Source organism: Caulobacter rhizosphaerae, assembly GCF_010977555.1.
In the GTDB taxonomy this organism is placed as follows: domain Bacteria; phylum Pseudomonadota; class Alphaproteobacteria; order Caulobacterales; family Caulobacteraceae; genus Caulobacter; species Caulobacter rhizosphaerae.
Map to the genome: position 1 here is coordinate 4554108 of NZ_CP048815.1, position 14340 is coordinate 4568447.

Below are 14340 nucleotides of genomic sequence, written 5' to 3' on the forward strand. Positions count from 1 at the left end.
AAGGGCGCGGCCATGAAGATCAGTTCGGCGGAGAGCGTGGTGATGGAGGCGCTGTGGCGGCGCAGCCCCCTGACCTCGGAGGCGATCATGGCCGAGGTCTGTGCGCCCCAGGGCTGGACCGAGGGCACCGTGAAGGTGCTGATCAGCCGCCTGCTGAAGAAGAAGGCGGTCGGCGCGACTCCGGAGGGGCGGCGCTATCTCTATTCGCCGCTCGTCTCGCGCAAGGCCTATGTCGGCAGCGAGAGCCAGGGCCTGCTGGACCGCCTGTTCGACGGTCGACTGGCCCCGCTGGTGGCCCACTTCTCCGATAGCGACAAGCTGAGCGAGCAGGACGTCGCCGAGCTGAAGGCCCTGATCGAGAAGATCGGCAAATGAGCGGCGCGGTCCTGTCCCTGCTGGGGCGCGGCCAACTGGCCCTGACGATCGGGCTCCTGCTGGTCCTGGCCCTGCGGCGCCCGGTGCGCCGGGCGTTTGGCCCGGCGGCGGCCTATTCTTTGTGGCTGGCCGTTCCGCTGTGCCTGCTGGCCGGCCTGCTGCCCGCCCTGCCCCCTACCGGAGCCATGGCCCCGGTGGTCTCCCTGCTCGCCGACGCCGCCAGGCAGGCCAGGCCGATCGCGCGCCAGGCGCGGCAGGTGTCGGACCTTCTGCTGGCCTTGTGGGCGGCCGGCGCCATCGGGGCGGCGGCGCTGTTCGCCATGCGCCAGGCCCGTTTCGTCCGCGGCCTGGGTCGCCTGGTCCCGTCGCCCTCCGATCCCGCCCTGCTGTTGGGCCAGCACACCGGCGCCGGTCCGCTGCTGCTGGGCGCGTTGCGGCCCCGCATCGTCGCGCCCGCCGACTTCGACGCCCGCTTCGAGGGCGCGGCGCGCGAGCTCGTCCTGGCCCACGAGCGCGTGCACCTGGCGCGGGGCGACGCGCTCGTGAACGCCCTGGTCGTCGTCGCGCGGTGCCTGGCCTGGTTCAATCCCCTGGCGCACCTGGCCGCTCGGCGCCTGCGCATGGACCAGGAGATCGCTTGCGACGCGGTCGTGGTCGAACGTCATCCCGATGCTCGCCGTCTCTACGCCGAGGCCCTGCTGAGCAGCGCCCTGACCCCCGTTTCGCCGCCGTTCGGCTGCTACTGGCCCGCTGCGGGCCCCCATCCCCTGAAGGAGAGACTGATGATGCTGCAGATCACTTCGACGACTCCGTATCGCAAGGCGTTCGGCGCCGTGCTGGTGGGCGCGGTGGGCCTGACCGCCGCCGGCGCGGTCTGGGCCGCCAATCCGCCCAAGCCCACCGTCGCCGCGCCCGTCTGGATCCAGCGCCCCGGCGGCGAGGACATGGCGCGCTACTATCCGAAAGCGGCGATCACGGCCGGGGTCGGCGCCGCCAAGGTGGTGATCGACTGCGGGATCACCGGCGAGGGCCGCCTGGACAACTGTCGGGTCCGGCAAGAGGAGCCGGCGCAGTACGGCTTCGGCGAGGCCACGATCCAGCTCGCCAGCCATTTCCGGATGGCCGCCAACGATCTCGACGGCAAGCCGACGGCCGGCGGCACGGTCCGCATCCCGGTCGTGTTCGTCCGCGCCCCCGACCTGGCGCCGGTGAGTTCGGACTCGCCCGAGCTCGCCAAGCCGGCTCCAGATTCGGCGAGCTAGAGCCTTTTCTGACGAGGCCTACAGCCTGTCCGGACACGAAAACGCCCGCCCCTAATGGAGCGGGCGTCCCCGTCTAGCTCAAGAGGCTAGATCAGCAGCAAGGACCGCCGTTGCAGCAGGCCGCGCCGAGGGCGCAGCAAGCCTGGACAGCCTTGGTCACGGCGTCCGGCGCGGCGGCGTAGGCGGCCGTGGCGGAAACCAGCAGCATGAAGGCTGCGGTCGAGAAGATGCGTTTCATGATGATTTTCCGATTTCAGAGGGATGGGTTCTCGTCTGAACGGGGCGTCATCGGGGCGGCGGAAGCTCCGGGGCCGGGTCGCGGCCCGCAGGCGGCAGGGCGTTCATGGACGCGACGGGCGAGGCCCCGATCTCGGCCGGCCCCGTGATCGCGGTCTCGGGCGCCGCGAGGACGTGACAGGCCAGCACGCAGGCGTCCGGGCAGGGCGCCTTTCCGTCCCGATCGTGGTCGCCCTGGTCGTGGCACGGCGCCTCGGCGCAGCAATCGCCTTTGGACATCGCGGCGACGGCGGGCGTCAGCGGCGCGGCGAACAGCAGGAGCGCGCACAGGGCCATCAGCCCCCGCACCCATCCGCCGGTCTTCGCGCGTCCACCCGTCATCCTTCCATCCTGTCCCAATTCTCGGGGTCAGGAAAGCCGCGGGCCCATCTTACGTGTTCAAGTCCCGAAGGCGCCCCAGGGACAACCGGTCGCAGGTGAAGCTCGCCAAACACGCCGGCCATTTACGACTCCGCAACGCCAAGCGGCGAAGGTGAAATCCCAACGACGCCTCGCCGAATGGCTGCATGGACACGCTCGCCCGCCTTATCGACCGCCGAGCCCCGATCGACCCCGCGACCCTGTGCGCCGAGGTCCGGGCGCTGTTCGACGTCCATGCCACCCTCGCCGCCCTGGCCGTGGCGGTGGACGGCAAGCCGGTCGGCCTGGTCTATCGCGACGTGTTCCTGGGTCAGATGGCCGTTGCGCCCGACCTGGCGCAGCGTCCTGTCGCCGAGGTCATGGACGCCAATCCGCGCACCGTCGCCGCCGACCTGTGCGTGACCGAGTTCGTCGAACGCATCGCCCGCAGCGCCACCCCCGTTTTCCGCAGCGCCTATGTCGGCGTCGACGAGACCGGTGGTTATGTCGGCGTCGGCGGGCTCAACTCGCTGCTCACCTCGCATCGCCGCCGCCAGCGCGAGGCCGACGAGGCCATGGCCCTGGTCGAGCGCATGGCCCACGACATCGGCCGCCACCTGGACGGCGTGCTGGCCTTCACCGAGCGGCTGGAGCAGTCGCGACTGACGCCCGACGCCAGCGCCTATGTCCGGGCCATCGGCGACACCAGCCGCGACATGAGCCTGGTCCTGGGCCGGGCCATGGACCTGCGCCGCGCGGCGACCGGCGGCCTGACGCTGTCGCCGGCTCCCGCCCTGCTGCGCGACCTCAGCGACGCCGTCGAGGCCCGCTGGGCGCCGCGCGCCGCCGAGGGCGGCAGCACCCTGCTGTTCTCCTATGATGGCGACCCGGAAGCCGCCGCCCTGATCGACGCCGACCGCGTGCTGCAGGTGTTCGACGCCCTGATCGAGAGCGCCCTGGCCCATGGCCGCGGGGTGATCGAGGCCAGCCTCAAGGCCCGCCCGGTTGAGGGCGGCCTGAAGCTGGAGGCCCGCGTGCGCGACAACGCCGCGGGCTCGGCCGAGGTCCGCCTGGCCCGGGTGTTCGACCCGCTGGGCATGGCCAGCATGGAAGACCGCAACGAACTGGCCCTGGGCGTCGGTATGGCCCTGGCCCACGGCCTGACCCGGGCCATGGGCGGTCCGCTGCGCGCCGAGGCCAATCTGGGCGCCGGCCTGACCCTGCAGTTCACCCTCACCGTGCCCGCCGCGACGCTGGCGACCGAGGCCGATGACGAGCCGATGATGGACGCCCGCTCGGCCCATATCCTGATCGTCGACGACAACGCCACCAACCGCATGGTCGCCGAGGCGCTGTGCGAGATGTTCGACTGCACCTCCGAGCAGGTGGTCGACGGCGTCGAGGCCGTCGAGGCCGCCAAGTCCGGCCGCTTCGACCTGATCCTGATGGACATCAAGATGCCGCGCATGGACGGCGTCACCGCCACCCGCGCCATCCGCGAGCTGCCCGGACGAGCCGGGTCGGCGCCGATCGTCGCCCTGACCGCCAACGCCGACCCCAACGACGTGGCCACCTACATCGCCGCGGGCATGCAGGACGTGGTCGAAAAGCCGATCAAGCCCGAGCGCCTGGCCGTGGTCCTGTCGGCCCTGCTGGGCGCCGACGAGGACGAGGACGCCGAGGCCGCCGCCTAGGGCTTGGCGTCTGCGACGCCGCGCTTGGTCCTCGTCCTTCGACAAGCTCAGGATGAGGACCACTGTTTAGGCCTCGGCAGTCGAAAACCTCATCCTGAGCCTGGCGAAGGACGAGGTTTTCGCTTCCGAATTGCGACTATTGACCTGCCTTGCCCGTCGCCTTGGCCGCCTCGGCCTCCATGCGCGCCAGCAGGTCCCGCAAGGTCGCGCCGCCGCCGTGCGGATCGTTGGCCAGCGGCCGCAGCAGCACGACCGCGCGCGCATAGTCGCCCCGCATCGCCAGGGCCTGCACCGCCTGCAGCGTCACGTCCGCCACCTGCGGCGCCAGTTCCGCGGCCAGCAGAAGCCCCTCCATCACATTGTCGCTGGGATAGCCCGGCGACAGCGAGCGACTGCGGGCGTAGGCCAGCAGGATCTGGTAGCGGGCGCCGTCGATCTTGAACGCCTGTCCCAGCACCAGCGAGGCCTGCTTGTAGAGCGCCGGCTGCTGGACGGGATCGGCGTCGCCCATCGCCATCAGGGTCAGGGCCTTCAGTTCCAGCGCCTCGACGTCGTCCGGCGCGGCGGCCAGGCGCCGGTCGATCACCGCCTGGGCGAGGACGAAATCCTCGGCTTGCAACCGGGCCCGAGCGAGGGCCCGTTCGGCCAGGGGATCGCCCGGATAGCGGGCGGCGCGCTTGCCGATGTCCTCGGCGAAGGCCTTGCGCGCCGCCGTGTCACCGACCGGCGAAATCATGCGGACCGTCTCCAGCAGCAGGTCGTCGGCCGAGGCCGGCATCGCGGTCACGGTCACCTCGACCGGTCGGCTGCGCTTGCGGGTGAAGGCGCTGACCGGCAGTTGGGTGCGGGTGTAGTCACGCAGATCCTTCTGCAGGACGGCCAAGGTCTTGCCGGTCGCCGCCTCCATCGCCGGGACGGACGGCGCGCCGCCGCCGACCGCCTTCATATAGGCCTGGAGTTGGGCGTAGCGGGCCGGATCGCTCATCATGTAGTGGGTCAGCAGCCAGGCCTGCGGATAGTAGTTGACCCATTTCGGGTCGCCGACCCGGGGCCGCTCGCTGAGCAGCTTGTCCAGCGGCAGCCAGTCGCTCTGCATCAACCACGCGGCCCGGTTCGAATTGAACTTGCCGACGACGATGCTGTCGCCGCGGATGTCCGTTGTCATGAAGTACTCGGCGTAGCCCTCGACCAGCCAGGGCGCATAGGCGAAGTTGAAGTACTGCTTCATGAAGTGGTGCACGTACTCGTGTAGCATCACGTCGTCGTTCTCGGCCTCCTTGGCCCGGCCGACGGTGGTGACGCAGGCGATGCCGGCCGCGTCGGCGACATAGTAGCCGCGCAGGGTCTCGTCGGCGTCCGGCCTCGCGCGGCGCATCATGGCCGCGCCGCGCACCAGGTAGATGTCCAGCTTGCGCGGCGGCGCGGCGTTGATCGGCAAGCCGTGCATGGACCGCAGAACCATGTCGAAGTCCTCGAGCCGGGTGGCGTAATCGCGCAGCACGTCCTCGCCGACAGGTCCCTGAATCACGAACCGCGAGGTCTCCGCCCGGCGCCAGGAGCCGGTCGGCGCTGTCTCGGCTCGCGCCGTCTCGCCCGCGGCTGACAAGGCCAGCAGTCCCAGCACCACGCTCCGCCGATCGGCTCCCTCGGCCGCCGCGCTCCACTTGATCATGCCCACCCCCAAAGCCACTCGACCTGAGGTTAGTCCGGAGCCGCGACGAAACTCAAGCGACGAAGCGGACCGAACGCCTGCCCCGCGGCTCAGGCTGCAGGGCGGGAAACTCGGTCATCAACGCGGCTCCAAGATCGTCCTTGATCCGCCTCATATTTCGATCATATTGGAAATATGGAATCGAAAGCCGCCGTCGCCAGTCTGTCCGCCCTGGGCCACGAGGGGCGCCTGGCCATCTTCCGCCTGTTGGTCCAGGCGGGCCCGGCCGGGGTGGCGGCGGGCGAGATCGCGCGGCGGCTGGACAGCCTGCCCAACACCCTGTCGGCCAATCTCAACGTCCTGTCGCACGCCGGCCTGATCGTCTCGCGCCGCGAGGGGCGGTCGATCGTCTATTCGGCCGACTTCGCGGCCATGAGCGGCCTGCTGGGCTTCCTGATGGCGGATTGCTGCGCCAGCGCGCCGGAGATCTGCGCCCCGCTGGGCGACATCCTGGCCAGGGCCGCCGACTGCGGCGTGGCCTGCTCGCCGCCGCGGCCGTCGTGACCACGGTCTCCCTGCCGCGCCGCCTGGCCGCCGAGGCGCTGGGATCGGGACTGCTGCTGGCCGTGGTGGTCGGCTCCGGAATCATGGGCGAGCGCCTGGCCGGCGGCAATGTCGCCATCGCCCTGCTGGGCAACACCCTGGCCACCGGCGCGGCCCTGGTCGTGCTGATCACCGTGTTCGGACCGCTCTCGGGCGCCCATTTCAACCCCGCCGTCACCCTGGTGGCCGCCCTCCGGCGCGACCTGCCCTGGCGCACGGCCCTGGCCTATCCGCCGGCCCAGCTGACCGGCGCGGTGCTCGGCGTCTGGTGCGCCCACGCCATGTTCGGCGAGGCGATCTGGCAGGTCTCGACCAAGACCCGTCTCGGCCCGGCCCAGGCCTTCGCCGAGTTCGTCGCCACCTTCGGCCTGGTCGCCACCATCCTGGGCACGGTGCGGTTCCGCCCGGACTTCACAGCCGTGGCCGTCGGCCTCTACATCACCGCCGCCTACTGGTTCACGGCCTCGACATCATTCGCCAACCCAGCGGTGACGATCGCCCGCAGCCTCAGCAACACCTTCGCCGGCATCGCCCCCTCGGGCGTTGCGGTCTTCATCCTGGCCCAGGCGGCCGGCGCGCTGGTCGCGGCGGCAGTCTTCGGCTGGCTTCTGAAAGACGAGCAGACCCCATGACCGACGCCCCCGACTTCCCCGTGACGATCTTCCACAACCCCGCCTGCGGCACCTCGCGCAACGTGGTGGCCATGGTCCAGGCGGCCGGCTATGCGCCGACGGTGGTGGAATACCTGAAGGCCGGCTGGACGGCCGACCAGCTGCGCGACCTGGCCGGGCGAGCGGGCCTTTCCGTGCGCGACCTGATGCGCGAGAAGGGCACGCCCGCCGCCGAGCTGGGCCTGCTGGACGAAGGCGTCGGCGAGGACCGCCTGGTGGAGGCCATGGTCGCCCACCCGATCCTGGTCAACCGCCCGCTGGTGGTCACCCCCAAGGGCGTCGGACTGTGCCGGCCGTCCGAGACGGTGCTGAACCTGCTGGATCGCAAGCCCGCCAGCTTCACCAAGGAGGACGGCGAGGTGGTGGCGTTGGGCTGAGAGCTTATCCGACCCAATAGCGTCGCCACCCCGGACGAGCGCTTCTGTATTTTCGATTCAGCCCTAGGGTGGGGCATGCGCTCGACCCCGCTCCGCCGCATGCGCCGCGCCCTGACCACCCTGCCCGACGCGCGCGGCTGGGCGCTGTGCGGGCTGGTCGCCGCAGTCACGGGCGGGGCGATGGCCGCCCTGGGCTTCTCGACCGGCCTCTATGCCGTGACCCCGGCCGAGCCCGGCCTGCCGCTGCGGCTCTTGACCGTGCTGTTCGTGCCGGCCCTGGGCGAGGAGATCCCTTTTCGCGGCCTGCTGGTCCCGGCCCGCGACGAGGCCGGCCGGCCCTGGACGGCCATCGCGCTCTCGACCGCCCTCTATGTCGCCTGGCACCCGTTGGAGGCCCTGACCTTCATGCCGAAGGCGACGATGTTCCTGCGCCCGGACTTCCTGGCCTGCACGGCGATCCTGGGCCTGGGCTGCGCGCTGATGCGGTGGCGGACCGGCTCGCTGTGGCCGGCGGTGATCCTGCACGGCGGCTTCGTGGTGGTCTGGCAGACCTGGCTGGGCGGGGTGCGGCTGTGAGGCCTAGAAGCTGAACGCCAGCTTGGCGCCGACGAACTTGCCGTCGGGGTCGTAGCCGCGGGCGCGGCCCGCCCCGCTGTCGTCGGCATTGGGCTTGAGGCCGCACAGCAGGCCCGCGCCCAGCAGGGCGTCGCCGGCGACCTTGCCCTCGATCGAGGTCCGCGCCACGCCGGGCGGCAGCGGGGCCGGCGCACGCGAATACAGCACCGGCAGGCCGGGCGCGGCCAGGTCCAGCGGCTTGGCCGGGGCCAGCGACAGCCGGGGCGCGGCGGGGGCGGCGACCTCGGCCTGGGCGGCGCCAACCAGGGCGAAGGCCGCGACCAGGGCGAGCGTGGCGGGACGAAGAACGGACGTCATGGGTCCAAGATGGGAAGCCGGCGGCGCACGCCAAGAGGCCCCGGCTCTCCGCGGTCGACGAAGACATGGCGGAAGCCCGCCCTGCGACGCTGCACCGCAGCATTGAACCTTGAGAATGACAACGTTGTCATCTATATGAGCGTTGTTGGAGGCGTCAAGCGACGTCTCGGTTCGAACCGGAAAAACCCATGCTCAGCCTGATCGTCCTGACCCTTTCGGCCATCAAGGCGCAACGCGCCGCCGCCTGAAGCCGACCCAAACGGCCGCTTTCCGCCGCCGCATCGAAAAGGCCCGCGAACCCCGTTCGCGGGTCTTTTTCTTGTGTGCGGCGCAACAAGCGAGCCGAAATCTCGAGCGCCATCTAGCGTCGCTGTTCAGCGGGCCCATATCCCCGGTTCAACTTGGAGATGCTCGCTCTTGCCCATCCACATCTTGCGCAATCTGGGTCTGGCGGGGCTTCTCGCCGTGACGACAGCCGCCCATGCCGACCCGATTCAGGCGCAGCCTGCCAGCCCGGCCACGCCGCCCGCCGCATCGGCCATACCCGCGCACGGCGTCACCCGTTTCAAGATCGGGTCGCTCGAGGCCGCGGCCCTGTTCGACGGAACCATCACCATCGCGAACGACGGGAAGACCTTCGGCCTGGGCCATTCGCCAGCCGAAGTGGCGGCGGTGCTTAAGGCGAACGGGCTGCGGCAGGACCAGCTGGAGCTCGGAATCCAGCCGCTCCTGGTGCGCAGCGGCGCCCGGGTCCTGCTGTTCGACACCGGGGCCGGCGACGCCAGCTTCGCCCGCGGCGGCCATATCCAGGCCTCCCTGCGCGCCGCCGGCGTGGGCCCCGCCCAGGTCACCGACATCTTCATCTCGCACGCCCATCCCGATCACGTGGGCGGGCTCCTGGGTTCGGGCGGCGGGCTCGCCTTCCCCAACGCCGCCATTCACCTCTCCGCGCCGGAATGGGCGGCCATGAGGGCCAACAAGGACCAGGCCGCGCTTGCGGCCGCCATCGCGCCCAAGGTCATCGCCTTCGCCCCCGGCGCCGCCGTCCTGCCAGGCCTGGTCACCGCCGTGCCGGTGAACGGGCACACCCCAGGTCACAGCGCCTACGAAATCGCGTCGGGGCCAGATCGCCTGCTCTACATCGGCGACAGCGCGCACCACTTCGTCATCTCGGTGCAAAAGCCGGAATGGACCGTGGAGTTCGACGGCGATGCGCCGACCGCCCAGGCCAGCCGCCGCGCCCTGCTGCGGCGCGCGGCCGACCAGAACCTGCGGCTCTACGCCGTCCACTTCCCTTATCCAGGCGTTGGCCGCGTGAAGGCGCAGGGCGACGGGTTCGTCTGGATCCCAGAGACGCCCTAGGCGGAGACCTTGGCTGACTGTGTTACGGCGACCGATTGAGCCCACCCAGCGCTTCGGCGCGACCGGCTCCTAGTTCCCCTCCTCCAGCAGCCGCCGGGCGATGACCTGGGCCTGGATCTCGCCGGCGCCCTCGAAGATGTTGAGGATCCGGGCGTCGGCCAGCAGGCGGCTGGCGGCGTATTCCAGGGCGAAGCCGTTGCCGCCGTGGATCTGCAGGGCGTTGTCGGCGGCGGCCCAGGCGACGCGGGCGGCGACCAGCTTGGCCATGCCCGCCTCCAGGTCGCAGCGCTTGCCCTCGTCCTTCTGGCGGGCGGCGTAGTAGGTCAGCTGGCGCACGCCCATGATCTCGGCGGCCATCATGGCCAGCTTGTTGTGGACGCGGGGGAACTCGAAAATCGCCTGGCCGAACTGCTGGCGGTCCAGGGCGTAGGCGAGGCCGGTCTCAAGCCCCGCCTGGGCCACGCCGACGGCGCGGGCGGCGGTCTGGATGCGGGCGCTCTCGAAGGTGGCCATCAGCTGCTTGAAGCCCTGGCCCGGGACGCCGCCCAGCAGGTTCGCGGCCGGCACGGCGAAGCCGTCGAAGCCCAGCTCGTACTCCTTCATGCCGCGATAGCCGATCACCCCGATCTCGCCGCCGCTCATCCCTTCGGCCGGGAAGTCGTCGCCGTCTACGCCGCGCGGCTTCGGCGCCAGCAGCATCGACAGGCCGCGATAGTCGCTGGTGGCCGGGTCGGTGCGGACCAGCAGGGTCATGACGTCGGCGCGGGCGGCGTGGGTGATCCAGGTCTTGTTCCCGGTCACCGCGTACTGGTCGCCCTTCAGCTCGGCGCGGGTGCGCAAAGCCCCCAGGTCCGAGCCGGTGTTGGGCTCGGTGAACACCGCCGTCGGCAGGATCGAGGCGTCGGCGATCCTGGGCAGCCAGTATTGCTTCTGCGCCTCGGTCCCGCCGGTCAGGATCAGCTCGCCGGCGATCTCCGAGCGGGTGGCCAGCGAGCCGACGCCGATCCAGGCCCGCGACAGTTCCTCGGACACCACGCACATGGCGGTCTTGCCCATGCCGCTGCCGCCGTACTCTTCAGGGATGGTCAGGCCGAACACGCCCAGGGCGCCCAGTTCCTCGACCAGTTCGATCGGGATCAGCTGGTCCTTCAGGTGCCAGTCCTGGGCGAAGGGGGTGACCTTTTCCTCGGCGAAGGCGTGGAACTGGTCGCGGACCATCTCGAAGGTCTCGTCCAGCCCCGTCCGCTCCAGGGTCGGGCGACCGCGCGCCTCGGCCAGACGACGGGCGATGCGGGTCTTCACCGGCTGCGTGCCGCCCTCGACCATCAGCTTCATCAGGCCGTTGGAATAGAGCCGGTTCAGCACCGAACGATCGGTGACCAGGTGGGCGGGGCGGACGATCTCGCCCTGGTTCATCGGCACGCCGCCGACCAGCTGGGCGCAGTATTCGGAAAACAGCAGCTGGGCCAGCAGGGCCTCGACCTCGCCGAACCGGCCCTCAGCCTCCAGCCGCTCGGCCCAGCCGGCGACCTGGTTCATCAGCTCGGCATAGGCGGCGTACCAGCCATAGCCGTGCACCTGGTGCTGGCGCTCGTCGGCTAGGGCGCGGTCGATCTTGCCGTCCGGCCCGCTGATCGCCGCCTTCACGGCCGGTCGGGCCTCGGCCACGAACTGCTGGGCCGCGCCGGCCGCCTCGCGCAGCAGCATGGTCAGGCCCGGCAGGATCAGGGACTTCGGAGTTTCCTGGGCGACCGTCCCGGTCATGGCTTGCTCCCGTGCGCCAAACAGTTGTTTTCTTCCACTGTGGAGTCTTTCGCAGCTGCGAGCAATGCCGCAGCGCAGCATAACGACTCATCGAGGGAAGAAACATGCTGGTCGTCCATCACCTCAACGAGTCGCGCTCGCAGCGGATCCTCTGGCTGCTGGAGGAGTTGGCCCTGCCCTACGAGATCCGCTTCTACGAGCGCGACCCCCAGACCCGCCTGGCGCCGCCGGCCCTGCTGCACGTCCACCCGCTGGGCAAGTCGCCGGTGCTGACCGACGGGGCGGCGACGATCATCGAGAGCGGGGCGATCACCGACTATGTCATCCGCCGCCACGCCGGCGGCCGGCTGGCGCCCGACCCGGCCAGCCCCGACTACGACGCCTACCAGCAGTGGCTGCACTATGCCGAGGGCTCGGCCATGCTGCCGCTGCTGCTGCGGCTGTATGTCGGCCGGCTGGGCGCGGCCGGCGCGCCGCTGCATCCGCGCATCGAGAGCGAGATCGCCAACCACCTGGCCTATGTCGACGCCGCCCTGGCCGGCCGCGACTTCTTCGTCGGCGACGCCCTGACCGGGGCCGACATCCAGATGAGCTTCGTGGCCGAGGTCGCCAAGGCGCACGGCAAGCTGGCCGACTATCCGAACCTCGAGGCCTGGATCGGCCGCATGCACGCGCGGCCGGCCTGGCAGGCGGCGCTGGCCAAGAGCGGACCGTACGGGTTGGGGGACTAGGCGCGCCAGGAAGCCCCCCTCGCGCCAGAGTTACACACAGACCAGCGCTCACCCGCGCTTCACAAGCTTGACAATATCGGGTTAGGTAGGCGCGCGGGATGGGGCCCGCGGGGGAAATACCTTTGAAACTGTTCCATAAAGCCGCCGTCGCGGCGCTGTTCGCCATGGCCGCGACCAGCGTCCACGCCCAGACCGTCAAGGTGCCGGAAGGCACCGAGGTGGTGATCAGCGTCGACGACAAGCTGTCGTCGGACACCAGCCACGAAGGCGACCGCTTCTCGATCAGCCTGGTCGACGACATCGTCCTGGCCGACGGCACGAAGCTGCCGGCCGGCCTGAAGGGCGCGGGGGAAGTCACCCACGCCAAGAAGAAGGGCATGATGGGCAAGCCGGGCGAACTGAACGTCCGCTTCGACTACATCAAGGCCGGCGACACCAAGATCAAGCTGCGCGGCCAGAAGGGCGCGGAGGGCGACGCACGCTACGGCACGACGATCACCCTGACGGTGCTGTTCGGCCCGCTGGGCCTGATCAAGCACGGCAAGGATGTCGAGATCAAACCCGGCCAGCGGATGACCATCTTCACCGACGCCGACGCCTCGGTGGAGCTGCCGGGCGCTCCGGTGATCCCGGCCGCGGCTCCGGCGATGCAAGCCGCCCCGGCCGCCGCCACCGCCGCGCCGGTCGGCACCGCCAACTAGGCTTTCGGGTTCTCGAAACGATGAAGCCCCCTCTTCACGGAGGGGGCTTTTTCTTTGCGCCCTGGCCGGCGGAGTGGAGCGCTCTCCCCCAGAAAGACGGCCATGCCTCACGGCGCATCGGCCACGCCCAGGAGAAGTCGGTGTAGGCGGTTGGGGTGCGGACGGCGTCGGCCCGCCGGCGTCCCGATCGTCAAAAAATCGTACATGAACGAAATCTGTCATTCGACCTGACGGCGCCGTTCAGCTTCGCCTTGGCATAGTGCGTCTCACGGGGCCGACGGCTCCGCACCATCAAGGGACGAAGGACTAAGAAGACCATGACCATCATGACCGCCACCAAGACGATTTCGCTGAGCCTGGCCATGGCCGCCACCGCCCTGACCATGGTCGCGGCGCCCACCGCCGCCAGCGCCATGTCGCAGAAGCTGGGCGGAGTCGTCGGCTGCGACGCCTCGGGCGGCAAGCAGGAAGTCGGCGCCGTGCTCGGCGGCGTCCTGGGCGCCGTCGCCGGCAACAAGCTGGCCAAGCACGACCGTGGCACGGGCACCGCCATCGGCGCCGTGGTCGGCGCGGGCGCGGGCTCCTACGCCGGCTGCCAGATGCAGAAGAGCCGGGCGGCCAACAACGCCGGCGGCGTCTACACCAGCAACGGCATCCGCGTCGCCAGCTCGGTCGAGGCCGCCCCGATGACCAAGATCAAGGGCAAGTACGTCGCCCGCTCCACCCTGAACCTGCGTAGCGGCGCCTCGACCCGCGCCCAGGCCCTGGGCTCGGTCCAGGCCGGCGAGACCTTCCAGGCCCTGGGCCGCACCGGCGACGGCAAGTGGATCCTGGTCGGCCAGGACGGCGTCGGCGTCGGCTACGTCTCCAGCGCCTACGTCTACCGGGCGTAACACCACTGGGGACAGGCGCATTCGCCTGTCCCCGACAGGGGCCGCTTAGCGTCAGGCCCAGTACGGCAAGCCCGTCTGCCCTCCCGGCAGGCGGGCTTGTTCGCGCCTGGCGTCCGGGTCGCGCGGTGATAGGCTGCCCGACAGGGGTGTCGGAACGGGTGCAAGATGGGTGAGCGCGGCGGAAGTTTCTGGGGGCGGTTCAGGATGACGGCCCTGTGGCTGTCGATGGCCGCCTTGGTGAGCCTCGTCGGATCTCCCTTGCGAACCACCACGAACACCCTGCCGGTCCCAGGCGCGATCGGCGACGACTTTTCCTATGTGAGACAAGGGTTTCACTATTCGCTCGGCCTGGCGGGCATGCTCTCGATCTTCGCGATCCTCTACGGTGTTCTGGCGCTGGCGGGTGCCCGTTATCGGGGCTGGATGGGCTACACTCACCTTGCCTTCTCGGCCGGCGGCGCGTTGCTGATCTTGTCGCCGGCGTTGTTCGTCGCCTTGCTGGCTGATTGGTCGTCCGATCCTCTGGCCGCCTTCCGCGTCTGGAATGGCGTCTCGGCCATCGGCTACGCCATGACCCTAGCCGGCGTGGCGATGTTCGCGGTGGTGCTGACCGACACCTGGCGACACAGCAAGCCGAGGACGAAGGCGCCTGCCGCCTTGCCGCCGACCCACGGCTAGGCTTCAGTG

At 70.3% G+C, this 14340-nt stretch carries 17 protein-coding genes; 12 read left to right on the forward strand and 5 right to left on the reverse strand.

Features of this window, described 5'->3' with window-relative positions:
* Positions 1 to 12: 12 nt before the first annotated feature.
* Together G3M57_RS20740 and G3M57_RS20745 are read left to right on the forward strand one after the other, a co-directional pair.
* The gene (locus G3M57_RS20740) at positions 13 to 375 is read left to right on the forward strand and encodes a BlaI/MecI/CopY family transcriptional regulator (RefSeq protein ID WP_056761173.1); all 363 of its coding nucleotides are present in this window, start codon (positions 13 to 15) and stop codon (positions 373 to 375) included.
* Positions 372 to 1637 carry a M56 family metallopeptidase gene (locus G3M57_RS20745; RefSeq protein ID WP_082564743.1) on the forward strand — a complete coding sequence of 422 codons (1266 nt, stop codon included), beginning with the start codon at positions 372 to 374 and terminating at the stop codon, positions 1635 to 1637. The genes G3M57_RS20740 and G3M57_RS20745 overlap by 4 nt, the downstream gene beginning before the upstream one ends.
* 91 nt (positions 1638 to 1728) lie before the next feature.
* On the opposite strand, the gene G3M57_RS20750 is transcribed toward G3M57_RS20745, so the two are convergent.
* Positions 1729 to 1875: a hypothetical protein gene (locus tag G3M57_RS20750; RefSeq protein ID WP_163232720.1), complete on the reverse strand. Its 147-nt coding sequence runs from the start codon at positions 1873 to 1875 to the stop codon at positions 1729 to 1731.
* 47 nt (positions 1876 to 1922) lie between these two features.
* Entirely contained in the window at positions 1923 to 2255 is a 333-nt protein-coding gene (locus G3M57_RS20755; protein WP_056761170.1) for a hypothetical protein, read from the reverse strand.
* Between the two features lie 185 nt (positions 2256 to 2440).
* On the opposite strand from G3M57_RS20755, the gene G3M57_RS20760 reads away from it, so the two are divergent.
* Positions 2441 to 3967 (forward strand): response regulator, encoded by a 1527-nt coding sequence (locus G3M57_RS20760; RefSeq protein WP_056761169.1) that lies wholly within the window; start codon positions 2441 to 2443, stop codon positions 3965 to 3967.
* Between the two features lie 136 nt (positions 3968 to 4103).
* Here the strand turns inward: G3M57_RS20760 and G3M57_RS20765 are convergent, their stop codons facing one another.
* Entirely contained in the window at positions 4104 to 5639 is a 1536-nt protein-coding gene (locus G3M57_RS20765) for a tetratricopeptide repeat protein (protein WP_163232722.1), read from the reverse strand.
* Between the two features lie 174 nt (positions 5640 to 5813).
* Between G3M57_RS20765 and G3M57_RS20770 the strand changes: the two genes are divergently transcribed.
* The 4 genes from G3M57_RS20770 to G3M57_RS20785 all read left to right on the forward strand — a co-directional run bounded on the left by G3M57_RS20770 (position 5814) and on the right by G3M57_RS20785 (position 7845).
* Entirely contained in the window at positions 5814 to 6182 is a 369-nt protein-coding gene (locus G3M57_RS20770) for an ArsR/SmtB family transcription factor (protein WP_056761163.1), read from the forward strand.
* Positions 6179 to 6853 (forward strand): MIP/aquaporin family protein, encoded by a 675-nt coding sequence (locus G3M57_RS20775; protein ID WP_056761159.1) that lies wholly within the window; start codon positions 6179 to 6181, stop codon positions 6851 to 6853. Before G3M57_RS20770 ends, G3M57_RS20775 begins: the two co-directional genes overlap by 4 nt.
* The gene (arsC, locus tag G3M57_RS20780) at positions 6850 to 7269 is read left to right on the forward strand and encodes an arsenate reductase (glutaredoxin) (protein ID WP_056761156.1); all 420 of its coding nucleotides are present in this window, start codon (positions 6850 to 6852) and stop codon (positions 7267 to 7269) included. The genes G3M57_RS20775 and arsC overlap by 4 nt, the downstream gene beginning before the upstream one ends.
* 75 nt (positions 7270 to 7344) lie before the next feature.
* A complete protein-coding gene (locus G3M57_RS20785; RefSeq protein ID WP_056761152.1) occupies positions 7345 to 7845 on the forward strand; it encodes a CPBP family glutamic-type intramembrane protease in 501 nt (166 codons plus the stop codon).
* Between the two features lie 3 nt (positions 7846 to 7848).
* Here G3M57_RS20785 and G3M57_RS20790 read toward each other — a convergent pair whose 3' ends face one another.
* Positions 7849 to 8202: a hypothetical protein gene (locus G3M57_RS20790; protein WP_163232724.1), complete on the reverse strand. Its 354-nt coding sequence runs from the start codon at positions 8200 to 8202 to the stop codon at positions 7849 to 7851.
* Between the two features lie 417 nt (positions 8203 to 8619).
* Between G3M57_RS20790 and G3M57_RS20795 the strand changes: the two genes are divergently transcribed.
* Entirely contained in the window at positions 8620 to 9564 is a 945-nt protein-coding gene (locus G3M57_RS20795; RefSeq protein WP_230983882.1) for an MBL fold metallo-hydrolase, read from the forward strand.
* A gap of 69 nt (positions 9565 to 9633) precedes the next feature.
* Here the strand turns inward: G3M57_RS20795 and G3M57_RS20800 are convergent, their stop codons facing one another.
* On the reverse strand, positions 9634 to 11328 hold the full coding sequence (locus tag G3M57_RS20800; RefSeq protein ID WP_163232726.1) for an acyl-CoA dehydrogenase family protein: 1695 nt from the start codon (positions 11326 to 11328) through the stop codon (positions 9634 to 9636).
* 104 nt (positions 11329 to 11432) lie between these two features.
* On the opposite strand from G3M57_RS20800, the gene G3M57_RS20805 reads away from it, so the two are divergent.
* The 4 genes from G3M57_RS20805 to G3M57_RS20820 all read left to right on the forward strand — a co-directional run bounded on the left by G3M57_RS20805 (position 11433) and on the right by G3M57_RS20820 (position 14331).
* Positions 11433 to 12059: a glutathione S-transferase family protein gene (locus G3M57_RS20805; protein WP_056761143.1), complete on the forward strand. Its 627-nt coding sequence runs from the start codon at positions 11433 to 11435 to the stop codon at positions 12057 to 12059.
* Positions 12060 to 12181: 122 nt separating this feature from the next.
* Positions 12182 to 12760 carry a hypothetical protein gene (locus tag G3M57_RS20810; RefSeq protein WP_163232728.1) on the forward strand — a complete coding sequence of 193 codons (579 nt, stop codon included), beginning with the start codon at positions 12182 to 12184 and terminating at the stop codon, positions 12758 to 12760.
* A gap of 317 nt (positions 12761 to 13077) precedes the next feature.
* Entirely contained in the window at positions 13078 to 13653 is a 576-nt protein-coding gene (locus G3M57_RS20815) for an SH3 domain-containing protein (RefSeq protein ID WP_056761134.1), read from the forward strand.
* Between the two features lie 258 nt (positions 13654 to 13911).
* Positions 13912 to 14331 (forward strand): hypothetical protein, encoded by a 420-nt coding sequence (locus tag G3M57_RS20820; protein WP_163232730.1) that lies wholly within the window; start codon positions 13912 to 13914, stop codon positions 14329 to 14331.
* Positions 14332 to 14340 lie beyond the last annotated feature (9 nt).

Coding starts and splice junctions, on each gene's coding strand:
- G3M57_RS20750 (WP_163232720.1), bottom strand. CDS start 1,875: ATGAAACGCATCTTCTCGACCGCAGCCTTCATGCTGCTGGTTTCCGCC.
- G3M57_RS20805 (WP_056761143.1), top strand. CDS start 11,433: ATGCTGGTCGTCCATCACCTCAACGAGTCGCGCTCGCAGCGGATCCTC.
- G3M57_RS20815 (WP_056761134.1), top strand. CDS start 13,078: ATGACCATCATGACCGCCACCAAGACGATTTCGCTGAGCCTGGCCATG.
- G3M57_RS20745 (WP_082564743.1), top strand. CDS start 372: ATGAGCGGCGCGGTCCTGTCCCTGCTGGGGCGCGGCCAACTGGCCCTG.
- G3M57_RS20790 (WP_163232724.1), bottom strand. CDS start 8,202: ATGACGTCCGTTCTTCGTCCCGCCACGCTCGCCCTGGTCGCGGCCTTC.
- arsC (WP_056761156.1), top strand. CDS start 6,850: ATGACCGACGCCCCCGACTTCCCCGTGACGATCTTCCACAACCCCGCC.
- G3M57_RS20740 (WP_056761173.1), top strand. CDS start 13: ATGAAGATCAGTTCGGCGGAGAGCGTGGTGATGGAGGCGCTGTGGCGG.
- G3M57_RS20800 (WP_163232726.1), bottom strand. CDS start 11,328: ATGACCGGGACGGTCGCCCAGGAAACTCCGAAGTCCCTGATCCTGCCG.
- G3M57_RS20765 (WP_163232722.1), bottom strand. CDS start 5,639: ATGATCAAGTGGAGCGCGGCGGCCGAGGGAGCCGATCGGCGGAGCGTG.
- G3M57_RS20755 (WP_056761170.1), bottom strand. CDS start 2,255: ATGACGGGTGGACGCGCGAAGACCGGCGGATGGGTGCGGGGGCTGATG.
- G3M57_RS20760 (WP_056761169.1), top strand. CDS start 2,441: ATGGACACGCTCGCCCGCCTTATCGACCGCCGAGCCCCGATCGACCCC.
- G3M57_RS20770 (WP_056761163.1), top strand. CDS start 5,814: ATGGAATCGAAAGCCGCCGTCGCCAGTCTGTCCGCCCTGGGCCACGAG.
- G3M57_RS20785 (WP_056761152.1), top strand. CDS start 7,345: ATGCGCTCGACCCCGCTCCGCCGCATGCGCCGCGCCCTGACCACCCTG.